We start from the raw sequence: 12,531 nt of genomic DNA, 5'->3' as shown, positions 1-12,531 counted from the left end.
ATGGCCTTTCGGACCTGGGGCAGACTGCTGCTCACCGCGCTCGGGGTGAGCCTGCTGGCCGGGGCCGGTCAGCTCGGCATCGCCTTCGGCTTCGGCATCGTCCGGCTCACCGGCACCTTCACCGGCACCACCGTCAACCAGTGGCCGGCCCAGCTCGTCTGGGCGGGCTGGTTCGCCGCCAACGCCGCCGTGGTGGGCGCGGTGCTCACCGAGCGCCTGGCCCGCCGGGACGGAGGGCTGGCCGGCACCGGGCGCCTGCTCGCCGTCGCCGGCGCCGCCGCACTGGGCGCCACCGTCGTCGCGCCGCTGTGCATGCAGCCCGCCCGGGCGGCCGAACTCGTTTCGGTGGACCCCGTCTGGGCCGTCGGCATCTGCGCCGTCCTCGGTGCGGTGGTCGGTGCGGGCGCCGCCCTCGCCGTACTGCTCCAGCCGCCGGTGGGATGGAACATGGCGGCCGTCGCGGGCGCCGTCTGGCTGCTGGCCCTGATCTCGGTGACGCCGTCGCTGCTGTCGACCGGGCCACTGGAGACCGTACGCCTCGGGGTGCTGGAGCCGGCGTCGCTCGACGCCGGCACGGCGCAGCGGCTGGCCCTGGTCGTCCTGCCGCTGGTGGCCCTGCTGGCCGGCGCCGCGACCGGCGGGCTGGCCCGGTGGCGCGGCCACCCGCCGCTCGTCAGCGGCGCGACGGGAGTGGCGGGGCCGGTGCTGGTCGCGTTCGCCTACCTGACCGCCGGTCCCGGCGACACCGCCGACCGCTACCAGCTCACGCCGTACTACGCGGCACTGCTCGCGGTGGCCGCCGGCGCCCTCGGGTCGGCCGCCGCCGCGCTGCTGCGCTGGCCGCTGGTCGCCCGCACCGCCCCCACCGGAGCCATCGAGCCGACCGACATCCTGCGTCCGTTGCCGGCCGGTCCGGCCCTGCCGCACGCCCCGGCGTCCGCCGCCGGGGACGAGCCGGAGACGGTCGACCTGGCCGGCGCCACCCTGGCCACCACCGACCGGGCCGGCGGTACGGACTCCGGCGCGGTCACCACCGCCACCGGCGAGGGCCGGGAGCCCCGGACCGTCCCCCCGCACTGGGACTGGCCCGCCGAGGGCGGAATCGCCCCGGCCCCCGCCGCCCGGACGGGCGCGGATCCGCAGTGGACGGGCGGCCCCCCGGCCGAGGCTCCGGCCACAGCCGGGCGCCCGGTCGAACCGGAGCCCGCCCGTACGCCGGACGCCCCGGCGGCCCCGTCCGTCCCGGCCACCGCCGAAGCGACACCCACCGCCGAAGCGTCACCCGCCTTCGAGGCGCCCTCCGTCCTTGCGGCGTCGACGGCCGCCGAGGCGACCCCCGCCGGGCAGCCCCTCGGGGAGGCGACGCTTGCCGAACGCCCGGCCGGGGGGACCACTCCCCCGGCACAGCCGGCCGAGGCCCCGACGCCAGCCGCGCAGCCGGCCGAGGGCACGTCGGCCGGCCAGCCGGCCGAGGGGTCCACGCCCGCCGCGCAGCCGGCCGAGGGGTCCACGCCCGCCGGCCAGCCGGCCGGAGCGGTCGCCGGGCAGCCGGCCACGGCGAGCGCGCCCAAGCCCCGCCGTACCCGCAAGCCCCGGTCCACGCGCCAGGTCGCCCCCGCGGCGGCATCCGAAGCTGCGGACCCGACGCCCACCGCCGAGACCCCGACCCCCGGGAACGGGGACCCGACCCGCGCCGCTCCGGACCCGACGCCCACCACTCCGGGTCCGACGCCCACCACTCCGGGTCCGAGGCCCACCGCTGCGGACCCGAAGCCCGGGGACGCGGACCCGACGACCGCCGCCCGGGACGCCCCCGCGAACGCGGACACCGCCGCCAACAGCACGACGGTCCCCGCTGCCGGCGCCGCGCCGCCGCCCGTCCCCGCGTGGCCGGTACCGCCCCGACTCCAGGCCGACACGGCCGAGGTGGCCCGGCCCGCCATCGAACCCGCCTCCGAGAGCACGCCGCGCCCCCGCCACCGGGCCCCGATGCCCGACCTGGCCCGCGCCGCGAGCTGGGAGGCGCTCGCCACCGCGCGCCGGGGCGGCCCCGCCCCGGCGTCCGCCGACACCACCCCCACGAACGGCGCCGCCGCCACCGGGGCGGAGGCGTCGCCCGGATCCGCGTCGCGCGGATCCGAGCCCACCGATCGGGGACGGGGCCGGCTGGGCCTGTTCCGCCGCAACCGGTCCCGGGCCGAGGAGGCCCCGGCCGAACAGGAGCCCGAGCCGCTGCCGGCGCAGGACGAGGAGTACGTGGACTGGGTCACCGGCCTGAGCAGGCCGGTGCCGGACAACGAGCCCGAGCAGGAGAACGGCCGGCGGTCGTTGCGCTCCACCGGCCGCCACCACCGCGACTGACCCGACCGACGACGCCCGCCCCGCCCGGAGGACCGAGCAGGGCGGGCGTCGTCGATCTTCCGGCAGTCCGACAGCTCGGACGGGCGGTCGCGGCGCTCAGGCCAGCGGCAGGTAGATGCGGCCGCCCGAGGAGAGGAACTCCTCCGACTTGTCCTTCATGCCGCGCGCCGCGTACTCACCCAGCTCCTGGGTGATCTTCATGGAGCAGAACTTCGGGCCGCACATCGAGCAGAAGTGGGCGGTCTTCGCCGGCTCCGCCGGCAGGGTCGCGTCGTGGTACGAGCGCGCGGTCTCCGGGTCCAGCGACAGGTTGAACTGGTCCTCCCAGCGGAACTCGAACCGCGCCTTGGACAGCGCGTCGTCCCACGCCTGCGCCCCGGGGTGCCCCTTGGCCAGGTCGGCCGCGTGCGCCGCGATCTTGTACGCGATCACGCCGGCCTTCACGTCGTCGCGGTCCGGCAGCCCCAGGTGCTCCTTCGGGGTCACGTAGCAGAGCATGGCGGTGCCGAACATGCCGATCATCGCGGCGCCGATCGCCGACGTGATGTGATCGTACGCGGGGGCGATGTCCGTGGTCAGCGGGCCGAGGGTGTAGAACGGCGCCTCGTGGCACCACTCCTGCTGGAGGTCCACGTTCTCCTTGATCTTGTGCATCGGCACGTGGCCGGGCCCCTCGATCATCACCTGGACGTCGTGCTCCCAGGCGACCTTCGTCAGCTCGCCGAGGGTGCGCAGCTCGGCGAACTGGGCGGCGTCGTTGGCGTCGGCGATCGAGCCGGGGCGCAGCCCGTCGCCGAGCGAGAACGTCACGTCGTAGCGCGCGAGGATCTCGCACAGCTCGCGGAAGTTGGTGTAGAGGAAGTTCTCCTCGTGGTGCGCCAGGCACCAGGCCGCCATGATCGAGCCGCCCCGCGAGACGATGCCGGTCACCCGGTCCACCGCCAGCGGCACGTACGGCAGCAGCACCCCGGCGTGCACCGTCATGTAGTCGACGCCCTGCTCGGCCTGCTCGATCACGGTCTCCCGGAACACCTCCCAGCTCAACTTCACCGGGTCGCCGCCGACCTTCTCCAGCGCCTGGTAGATCGGCACGGTGCCGATCGGCACCGGCGAGTTCCGCACGATCGCCTCGCGGGTCTCGTGGATCCGCTTGCCGGTCGACAGGTCCATCACCGTGTCCGCGCCCCACCGGGTCGCCCAGGTCAGCTTCTCCACCTCCTCGGCGACCGACGAGGTGACCGCCGAGGTGCCGATGTTGGCGTTCACCTTCACCAGGAACGCCTTGCCGATGATCGCCGGCTCGCACTCGGGGTGGTTGACGTTGAGCGGCAGCACGGCCCGCCCGGCGGCGATCTCGTCGCGGACGAACTCCGGCGCCATGCCCTCCCGGATCGCCACGAACTCCATCTCCGGCGTCACCACGCCGGCCCGCGCGTACGCGAGCTGGGTGGGGCGCCGGCCGTCGGCGCCGGCGAGCGGGGTGCCCGCACCCCGGACGGGGGCGACGTCGCCGCGTTCGGCGATCCACGGTCCGCGCAGCGGCGGCAGCCCGACCTCCGGGTCGGAGCCGGGTCCGGAGGTGTCGTAGAGCCGGAGCGGCGGGTTGTCGCCGGTCAGTTCCACCTCGGCGAACGGCACCCGCACGTCCGGCCGGGACCCCTCCACGTACACCTTGCGACGTGCCTGCATGACAGCCTCCCTGGTGATCAAGCGGACCAGCCGAAGTGGTCCAGCGGGCCGCGTCCAGCGCCCAGCTCCCAGTCCCGCGCGCCGGTCAGCGCGCGGAAGACGTACTCCTTGGCGGCGGCGACCGCCGTCGGCACCGGGTCGCCGAGGGCCAGCCGCACGGCGATCGCCGCCGAGAAAGAGCACCCGGTGCCGTGGTTGTGCCGGGTGTCGACCCGGGGCCCGCGCAGCAGGGTGGTGACGCCGCCGCCGTGCAGCACGTCGACCGCCTCACCGTCGGCGTCCACGTCGCCGCCGGTCACCACCACGTGCGCCGGGCCGCCGGCCGCGAGCGCCTCGGCGGCGGCGATCATCTCCTCGACCGAGGTCACCGGGCGTCCGGTGATGGCCGCGGCCTCCGCGCAGTTCGGTGTCGCCACCTCGGCGTACGGCAGCAGCCGCTCGACGGCGGCGACCACGCCCAGCCGGTGCCCGCTGGTGGCGACGAGCACCGGGTCGACGACGAGGTGCGGCAGTCGCCCGTCCTTCGCGGCGTCGGCCACCGCGTCGGCGACCGCCGGGGTGCCGAGCATGCCCGTCTTGACGGCGCGGACGGCGAAGTCGGCGAGCACGCTGTCGAGCTGCTCGGTGACCGTGCGCGGCGGCAGCGGCAGCACGGCGTCGACGCCCCGCGTGTTCTGCGCGGTGACGGCGGTGAGCACGCTGGTGCCGTACGCGCCGAGGGCCGCGAAGACCTTCAGGTCGGCCTGGATGCCGGCGCCGGCGCCGGAGTCCGAGCCGGCGATGGTGAGCACGGTCGTCGGGGTCATCGTTCCTCTTCCGTGGTGGCGTACGGGAGCCCGCGCGGGGCCGGCGCGGTGGTGACGGTTGACGGCTGCGCGGGCGCGGCGCTCGGGGGCTGCGGCCGACCGTGCCCACTCCGGGCGGTCAGGCTTGATCCCTCCGTGGGCACGGTCGGCCGCAGCCCCGTCCCGGAGACCTCCGTGCGGTCGTGCCGGCCGCACGTCGCCCCGGCAGGATCTGAGCTGCCGTGCCAGGTCCGCGTCGCCCCGGCGGGATCTGGACCGCCGTGCCGGCTCCGGCTCGCCGTGGCGGCGGCTGCCGTGAGGGTGGCTGCCGCAGTCCCGGGGTCGTCGGCGCGCATGACGGCACCCAGCACCGCCACCCCCACGGCACCCGCCTCGACGCAGGCGGCCACCTGCTCCGGGCTCCGTACTCCGCCGAGCGCCAGGACCGGCACGGGGCTGACCGCGATCAGCGCGCCGAGCCCGTCCGGGCGCAGCGGTGGGCCGTAGCCGGGCTTGGTGCTGGTCGGGTAGACGGGCGAGAGGGTCGCGTAGTCCTCCGTGGTCAGGCGCGCCAGCTCCGCCCGGTCGTGGCAGGAGCGGCCCACCAGGCCGAGGCGCGGCGGCGGGTACGGTCCCGCCGACGGCAGGTGCACAGCGTCCCCGTCGAGCGGGTCGGGGCCGGCGACGATCAGCGTGCCGCCCGCCTCGGCGAGGATCGCGCGCAGGTCGACGGCGAGGGCGGCGCGCTCGGCCCGGGGCAGGTCCTTCTCCCGCAGCACCACCCACCGCACTCCCCCGGCCACCGCCCCCGCCACGACCTCGGCCAGCGGCCGCCGCGCCTGCCACCGGTCGGTCAGCAGCAGGACGCCGGCCGGCCCGCCCGAGATCTTGGTAGGAGACGGCCCCTCCAGGGGCCCCTCCGTACCAAGATCCGCAATAGCGGGACCGGGGCCGGCGGTCACAGGTCCGGCCGTCCCTCGTCGGGGGTGGAGGCGAGCGCGTGGAAGCGCCGGGCGATCCGGCCCGCCCCGTACGCGAGCCGGCCCGCCTCGACCGCGTACCGCATCGCGGTGGCCATCGCCACCGGGTCGGCGGCGCGGGTGACCGCGCTGGCGAGCAGTACGGCGTCGCAGCCCAACTCCATGGCGAGCGCGGCGTCGGAGGCGGTGCCGATGCCGGCGTCCAGGATCACCGGCACGTCGACGCCCTGCCGGATCAGCCGGATGTGGTGCGGGTTCGACACGCCCAGGCCGGAGCCGATCGGCGCGCCCGCCGGCATCACCGCGGCACAGCCGACGTCGGCCAGCCGGCGCGCCAGGATCGGATCGTCCGACGTGTACGGCAGCACCACGAACCCGTCGTCGACGAGCTCCTCGGCGGCGCGCAGCAACTCCACCCCGTCGGGCAGCAGCGTGCGTTCGTCGCCGATCACCTCCAGCTTCACCCAGTCCGTGCCGAACGCCTCCCGGGCCAGGTGCGCCACCTTGACGGCCTCGCCCGCCGTGTAGCAGCCGGCGGTGTTCGGCAGCAGCCGCACGCCGCAGCGGTCCAGCAGGTCCAGCAGTCCGCCGGCGGTGCCGGGGGCGGTGTCGACCCGGCGCAGCGCCAGGGTGACCAGTTCGGTGCCGGAGGCGCGGATCGCGTCCTCCAGCACCCGCAGGTTGGCCGCGCCGCCGGTGCCGAGGATCAGCCGGGACGTGAAGCTCACGCCACCCAGGTCGAAGCTCACCCCGTCACCCGCCCTGCGCGGCGCTGAGCACCTCGACGCGGTCGCCGTCGCGCAGCACGGTCGCCGGCCAGCCCGTACGCGGCACCACCTCGCCGTTGACCGCGACGGCGAGGCCGCGCTGCTGGTCGGTGACCGCGCGGACGAGGTCCGCCACCGTCGAGCCGCCGGGCAGGTTGCGCCCGGCACCGTTCACCGTCAGTTCCACGTGTGCTCCTCCTCGGGTACGAAGGGACCGGCCCGCCCGGCCGCCGCGACGTCCGGCCCGGCGGATCCCGTTGGTCCGGCGGCGGACGGCGCAGCGGCGGCACCCGCCCCGACGGGTGCGGACGGTGCGGCGGCACCCCCCGCGACAGCAGCGGACGGCGCGAACCGGGCCGGGGTGAAGGGGGCGAGCAGCGGGTCCACCACGCCCGTGACGACCAGGTCGGCGATCAGGTCGGCGGTGACCGGCGTGAGCACGATGCCGTGCCGGTGATGCCCGGTCGCGGCGAGCACGCCGGGCCGGCCGGGCAGCGGGCCGAGGATCGGGGCGTTGTCGGGGGTGCCGGGGCGCAGGCCGGCGAGGGTCTCCACCAGGTCGTACTCGGCCAGCTCGGGCAGCAGGTCGACAGCGGCGCGGAGCAGGCGCAGCACCGCCCCGGCGGAGACGTCGGTGTCGGAGCGCTCCTCGACGGTCGCGCCCACCACCACCTCCCCGTCGACGCGGGGGACGAGATAGACGTGCTCGCCGTCGGCGTACCCCCGGATGACGTGCCGGAAGCCCGGCGCGCCGCCACCGGGCGCGCGAAGCCGGACCATCTGGCCCTTCACCGGTCGCACCGGCAGTCCCGTCAGGGCCGCCGCGCCGCAGCCGGCCGCGACGACCGTGACCCGGGCGTCCACGTCGGACAGGGCACGCACGGCGGCGGGCACCAGCGCGGCGCCGGCCCGCTCGGCGGCCACGCGCAGCGCCGGCACCAGCCGGCGCGGGTCGACCTGGTGGTCGGTGGCGGCGAACGCCCCGCCGCGCACCCGGGGGGCCAGCGCCGGCTCGCGGTCCCGCAGCGCCGACGGGCGCAGCGGCGTCACCGGCAGCCCGATCCCCTGCTGGTACGCCCACAGCCGGCGCGCCTCGGCCAGGTCGTCGGCGGTCAGCCCGACCATCAGCGTGCCCTCGCTGCGGTAGCCGACGTCCACGCCGGTGGCGGCCGTCAGCTCGGCGGCGAACGCCGGCCAACGGGCGGCGGAGGCGGTCAGCAGCCCGGTCAGCTCGTGCTCGCCGAAGTACGCCTCCGCGACCGGGGCGAGCATCCCGGCGGCGACGTGGGACGCGCCGGAGCCCGGGGCGGGATCGTGCACGACGACCCGCAGTCCGCGCTGCGCGCAGCGCCAGGCGATCGCCAGCCCGACCGGTCCCGCCCCCAGCACGGCGACGTCCGGCCGGTTCAGCACCCCAGGGCTCCCAGCAGTTCCGCCGTCGCCCGGGCCGGATCGGCAGCCCCGGAGAGCGCCCCCACCACCGCCACCCCGTACGCCCCGGCCGTCAGCAGCGCGGGCACGTCGGCGGCGGTCACCCCGCCGATCGCGACGACCGGCACGTCCACGGCGGCGGCGACGGCGCGTACCCCGGCCGGGCCGATCGGTGCCGGCAGCCCATCCTTGGTGCTGGTGGCGTTGCAGGGGCCAACGCCCAGGTAGCTGGCTCCGGCGGCGACCGCCTCGGCCGCCGTACCCGGCTCGCGGGCGGTGGCGCCGAGCACCGCCGTCGCGCCGAGCACCCGGCGGGCCGCCCCGACCGGCAGGTCGTCCGCGCCGACGTGCCCACCGGCGGCGCCCACCGCCAGCGCCACGTGCAGCCGGTCGTTCACCAGGCAGGTGGCGTCGTACCGGGCGCAGAGCGCGACGACCCGGCGGGCCAGGTCGTACGCCTCCCGGTCGGTGGCGTCGTCGGTCACCCGGACCTGCACGACCAGTTCCGCGCGGGCCACCGGAAGGGCGGCCCGCAGCACGGCGAGCGGATCCCGCCCGGGGCGGGTGTCGGTGATGAGATGCAGTCGTCCGAGGGACGGCACGGCAACACTCCTCCCTGCGCCGGCATTACCCGGATCAGGTTCGACGGTCGGGGGCTCACAGCCCCCCTCTCAGCCCGGTGTACCGGGCTCCCGTGGGTCACTTGCGGGTGTCACCGTACGACGGATCGCCGGATCCGCCAAGGTCGAGCTGCGGATTTCACACCGACCGCCCGAACCCGAGGGACGGGGCGGCGCATGACCGTCCCGTCACGCGATGCTGTCCGGATGCCCTCCGCCGCCCGGGTACCGCCCCGCCTGGCCGTCCTGCCGTTCCGGGCCAGCACCGCGATCGCCGACGGCCTTCTGACCTGGACGATGCTGCGCGGGCCGTCCTGGCGGCGGTTCCTCCCCGACGTTCACGTGCACCGCGACGGCTACCGCGCCGACGACCACCGCATGTGGTGCGACGCGGTCGCACTGGCGCTGCCGATCGGCGGGCGATCGCCGGCCGCAGCGCCGCGTACCTGTGGGGCGTCGACCTGCTGGCCCGGGACGCGCCGGTCACCGTCCTGCTGCCGCGCGCCGCACGGATGCGCCTCCACCCGCGTCTCCGGGTGACCCGATCCGTGGTGCCGGATTCCGACCGTACGCGCTTCGGCGGCCTGCCCGTCACCACCGGGTCGACCTGGCGTGGCCGACCCTGCGCGTCGCGGTCGAGTACGACGGTGACCACCACCGGGAGCGCGCCCACTTCCGTCAGGACGTCGCCCGGCTGGACGCGCTGCGCGCGGCCGGCTGGATCGTCCTCCGCTTCACCGCCGACGACGTGCTCCGACACCGGGCCCGCACCGCCGCCCTGGTGAGCCAGGCCCTCCGCGAGCGCCACACCTCCGCCTGACCCACCGACGCCACGCCACGGGGCGGCCGGCCGATCGGCCAGCCAGCCGGACCGGTGCTCGGCCGGTAGGCCGGGGTGGTCGGTCGCCCGGCCCGGTGGAACACCATGGGTGCCTCCGCCACTCCTTGACACCCATGACGTTCCACTGACAGGCACGCGGTAGCGGCTGCGCCCCCGCCCCTGGCGCCAGCATCAGCATCATCGGCGGGCGGGCGGGTCTGCGGGTGACTGGTGGCGCACCGCTCCCGGACGAGGCAGGGCCGGCGCGTCCCGTCAGAAGATCGCGCGCAGGGCGTCGAGGTCCTCGTCGGTGGGCTGCCAGGTGCCCGCCTCCGCGTTGGCGCGTACCTGCTCCGGCGTGGTGGCGCCGGCGATCACCGAGGTCACCGCCGGCTGGGCGGCGAGCCCGCCGATGGCCACCTGGAGCATCGAGAGCCCCCGCTCGGCGGCGTACGCCTCGATCGCCTCGATGGTGTCCCAGTCGGCGGCGGCGAGACGCTGCGCGTACCGGCCGCCACCGGCGAGGCGGCTGCCGGCCGGCGGGGCCTCGTTGCGCCTGTACTTGCCGGTGAGCAGCCCGTTGGCCAGCGGGAAGAACGGCAGCAGCCCGAGGCCGAACCGCTCGCACGCCGGTACCACCTCGGCCTCGACGCCGCGTTCCAGCAGGCTGTAGTGGTTCTGCGCGCTGATGAACCGGGACCGGCCGTTCGACGAGGCCACCCAGTCGGCGTCGGCGATCTGCCAGCCGGCGAAGTTGGAGTTGCCCAGGTAGCGGACCTTGCCGGCCCGCACGAGGTCGTCGAGCGCGGCGAGCGTCTCGTCGATCGGGGTGCCGGGGTCGGGCTCGTGCATCTGGTACAGGTCGATGTGGTCGGTGCCGAGCCGGCGCAGCGACGCCTCCACCGCCCGGGCGATGTAGCGGCGCGCGCCCCGGGCGCCGAAGTCGGGGCCGTTCATGCCCTCCATGTCCATGCCGAACTTGGTGGCCACCACCACGTCGTCGCGCCGGCCCTTGAGCGCCTGGCCCAGCTGTTCCTCCGAGCCGCCCTGCGGTTCGCCGTAGATGTCGGCGCTGTCGAAGAAGTTGATCCCGGCGTCGAGCGCGGCGTCGACCACCGCCCGGGTGCCGTCGAGGTCGAGCTTGCGGCCGAAGTTGTTGCAGCCGACGCCGACCACGGACACCACGAGCCCGGAGTCGCCCAACCGGCGGTAGGTCATCTCTGTCACGAGATCCACCCTATGCCGGCCACGAGCCGCACGCCGAGGAGCTGGAAACCGGCCCGCCCTGGTCAGCCGCGCACGACGGCGACGGCAAGGGCGACGGCGACGGGGCGGGCGACGACCCCGCCGACCGCGAAGAGGCGGTCGGCGGGGGTCAGGCCACGTCCCAGACCGGCTCCGGGGTCTCCACCACCTCGTTGTCGCCCCGGAACAGCACGAACCGGTCGAAGGTGCGGGTGAACCAGCGGTCGTGGGTCACCGCCACCACGGTCCCCTCGAACGCGGTCAGCCCGGCCTCCAGCGCCTCCGCCGAGGCCAGGTCGAGATTGTCGGTGGGCTCGTCGAGCAGCAGCAGCGTCGCGCCGGACAGTTCCAGCAGCAGCACCAGGAAGCGGGCCTGCTGCCCGCCCGAGAGGGTGCCGAAGCGCTGGTCGCCCTGCCCGGCCAGCTCGTAGCGGCTCAGCGCCGCCATCGCGGCGTGCCGGTCCATGCCGGCCCGGTGCTCGTCGCCGCGCCAGAGGATCTCGACGAGGGTCTTCGCCGTCAGCTCCGGCCGGTCGTGGGTCTGCGAGAAGTGACCCGGGCGTACCCGCGCGCCGAGCCGGGCCACCCCGTCGTGGGCCACCGGGGCGAGCGCGGCGGCGCCGTCGACGGGGCCGTTGGCGGGGTCGGGGTCGCTGCCGCCGCGGGCCAGCAGCCGCAGGAAGTGCGACTTGCCCGTGCCGTTGGCGCCGAGCACCGCGACCCGGTCGCCGTACCAGATCTCCAGGTCGAACGGGAAGGTCAGGCCGTCGAGCTCGAGCTGCTCGCAGATGACCGCGCGCTTGCCGGTCCGCCCGCCGGTCAGCCGCATCCGGATGTCCTGGTCCTTCGGCGGTACGGGCGGCGGCCCGGCCTCCTCGAACTTGCGCAGCCGGGTCTGCGCGGCCTGGTAGCGCGACGCCATCCCGTCGTTGTACGCGGCCTTCTGCTTGTACATCAGCATCAGCTCGCGCAGCTTCTGGTGTTCCTCGTCCCACCGCTTGCGCAGCTCGTCGAGGCGGGCGTGCCGGGCCACCCGCGCGGAGTGCCAGCTGGCGAAGCCGCCCGGGTGCACCCAGGCGCTGCCGCCCTCCACGGCGACCACCCGGTCGGCGGTCTGGGCGAGCAGTTCCCGGTCGTGCGAGACGTAGAGCACCGACTTGCCGGACTCGCGCAGCCGTGCCTCCAGCCAGCGCTTGCCCGGCACGTCGAGGAAGTTGTCCGGCTCGTCGAGGAGCAGCACCTCGTCAGGGCCGCGCAGCAGCAGTTCGAGGGCGAAGCGCTTCTGCTGGCCGCCGGAGAGCGTCCGGACCCCCCGTTCCCGGGCGCTGTCCCAGGGCAGGCCGAGCACGATGGTGGCGACCGTGTCGAAGAGCACCTCGGCGTCGTACCCGCCGGCCTCGCCCCAGGCCGCGAGCGCGTCCGCGTACGCCAGTTGGGCCTTGCCTGCGGCGGTGCTGTACTTGCCGCGGACCTCGGCCGCGCGCATGGCAGCCTCGGTCTCGACCAGGCGGCGGCCGGCGTCGCGCAGCGCCGGCGGGGCCAGCGACAGCGCCAGGTCGGCCAGCGTGGAGTCGTCACCGATCATCCCGATGAACTGGCGCATCACGCCCAGCCCGCCGGCCCGCGCGATGGCGCCGGTCTTCACCGGCAGGTCGCCGGCGACCATCCGCAGCAGCGTCGTCTTGCCGGCGCCGTTGGGCCCGACCAGGGCCACCTTGGCGCCCTCCCCGACGCGGAACGACACGTCGGAGAAGAGTTCCCGGCCGTCGGGAAGGATGTGCCCGACCGCTGCCACGTCCACGTATCCCACGTCGGCATCCTGCCCGAGCAGGG

The 12,531-nt window shown here is 76.0% G+C and carries 11 protein-coding genes, 1 pseudogene and 1 riboswitch; of the genes and pseudogenes, 3 read left to right on the top strand and 9 right to left on the bottom strand.

The window, feature by feature from the left end; genetic code table 11:
- Window positions 1-2,361: a hypothetical protein gene (locus tag ACTMS2_RS12550; protein ID WP_441175520.1), complete on the top strand. Its 2,361-nt coding sequence runs from the start codon at window positions 1-3 to the stop codon at window positions 2,359-2,361.
- Window positions 2,362-2,457: 96 nt separating this feature from the next.
- Here ACTMS2_RS12550 and thiC read toward each other — a convergent pair whose 3' ends face one another.
- The 7 genes and pseudogenes from thiC to thiE form a co-directional block, all read right to left on the bottom strand.
- Window positions 2,458-4,050, bottom strand: a complete 1,593-nt coding sequence (gene thiC / locus ACTMS2_RS12545; RefSeq protein WP_441175519.1) for a phosphomethylpyrimidine synthase ThiC — start codon at window positions 4,048-4,050, stop codon at window positions 2,458-2,460.
- 17 nt (window positions 4,051-4,067) lie between these two features.
- On the bottom strand, window positions 4,068-4,856 hold the full coding sequence (thiD, locus tag ACTMS2_RS12540) for a bifunctional hydroxymethylpyrimidine kinase/phosphomethylpyrimidine kinase (protein ID WP_441175518.1): 789 nt from the start codon (window positions 4,854-4,856) through the stop codon (window positions 4,068-4,070).
- Between the two features lie 272 nt (window positions 4,857-5,128).
- Window positions 5,129-5,722: pseudogene (locus tag ACTMS2_RS12535) on the bottom strand (thiamine phosphate synthase); the annotation flags it as partial.
- Window positions 5,723-5,793: 71 nt separating this feature from the next.
- Window positions 5,794-6,564 (bottom strand): thiazole synthase, encoded by a 771-nt coding sequence (locus ACTMS2_RS12530; RefSeq protein ID WP_088998377.1) that lies wholly within the window; start codon window positions 6,562-6,564, stop codon window positions 5,794-5,796.
- 4 nt (window positions 6,565-6,568) lie between these two features.
- On the bottom strand, window positions 6,569-6,769 hold the full coding sequence (gene thiS, locus ACTMS2_RS12525) for a sulfur carrier protein ThiS (protein WP_441175517.1): 201 nt from the start codon (window positions 6,767-6,769) through the stop codon (window positions 6,569-6,571).
- Window positions 6,760-7,995 (bottom strand): glycine oxidase ThiO, encoded by a 1,236-nt coding sequence (thiO, locus tag ACTMS2_RS12520; RefSeq protein ID WP_441175516.1) that lies wholly within the window; start codon window positions 7,993-7,995, stop codon window positions 6,760-6,762. Before thiO ends, thiS begins: the two co-directional genes overlap by 10 nt.
- Entirely contained in the window at window positions 7,989-8,615 is a 627-nt protein-coding gene (gene thiE / locus ACTMS2_RS12515; RefSeq protein WP_441175515.1) for a thiamine phosphate synthase, read from the bottom strand. The genes thiO and thiE overlap by 7 nt, the downstream gene beginning before the upstream one ends.
- Window positions 8,610-8,718, bottom strand: a riboswitch (TPP riboswitch). (Overlaps the previous gene by 6 nt.)
- A gap of 122 nt (window positions 8,719-8,840) precedes the next feature.
- Between thiE and ACTMS2_RS12510 the strand changes: the two genes are divergently transcribed.
- Window positions 8,841-9,173, top strand: a complete 333-nt coding sequence (locus ACTMS2_RS12510; protein WP_441175796.1) for a hypothetical protein — start codon at window positions 8,841-8,843, stop codon at window positions 9,171-9,173.
- Entirely contained in the window at window positions 9,082-9,453 is a 372-nt protein-coding gene (locus ACTMS2_RS12505; protein WP_441175514.1) for an endonuclease domain-containing protein, read from the top strand. Before ACTMS2_RS12510 ends, ACTMS2_RS12505 begins: the two co-directional genes overlap by 92 nt.
- A 273-nt stretch (window positions 9,454-9,726) precedes the next feature.
- Here ACTMS2_RS12505 and ACTMS2_RS12500 read toward each other — a convergent pair whose 3' ends face one another.
- Complete coding sequence (locus ACTMS2_RS12500) at window positions 9,727-10,689, bottom strand: aldo/keto reductase (RefSeq protein ID WP_441175513.1); 963 nt, start codon at window positions 10,687-10,689, stop codon at window positions 9,727-9,729.
- A 139-nt stretch (window positions 10,690-10,828) separates the two neighbouring features.
- The gene (locus ACTMS2_RS12495) at window positions 10,829-12,508 is read right to left on the bottom strand and encodes an ABC-F family ATP-binding cassette domain-containing protein (RefSeq protein WP_441175512.1); all 1,680 of its coding nucleotides are present in this window, start codon (window positions 12,506-12,508) and stop codon (window positions 10,829-10,831) included.
- Between the last annotated feature and the right edge of the window lie 23 nt (window positions 12,509-12,531).

Source organism: Micromonospora sp. SD12 (genome assembly GCF_052068495.1).
GTDB classification, from domain to species: domain Bacteria; phylum Actinomycetota; class Actinomycetes; order Mycobacteriales; family Micromonosporaceae; genus Micromonospora; species Micromonospora echinofusca.
The sequence above is the reverse complement of the archived record's forward strand: the minus strand, read 5'-3'. Positions and strand labels throughout refer to the sequence as shown.

Coding starts and splice junctions, on each gene's coding strand:
- ACTMS2_RS12550 (WP_441175520.1), top strand. CDS start 1: ATGGCCTTTCGGACCTGGGGCAGACTGCTGCTCACCGCGCTCGGGGTG.
- thiC (WP_441175519.1), bottom strand. CDS start 4,050: ATGCAGGCACGTCGCAAGGTGTACGTGGAGGGGTCCCGGCCGGACGTG.
- thiD (WP_441175518.1), bottom strand. CDS start 4,856: ATGACCCCGACGACCGTGCTCACCATCGCCGGCTCGGACTCCGGCGCC.
- ACTMS2_RS12510 (WP_441175796.1), top strand. CDS start 8,841: ATGCCCTCCGCCGCCCGGGTACCGCCCCGCCTGGCCGTCCTGCCGTTC.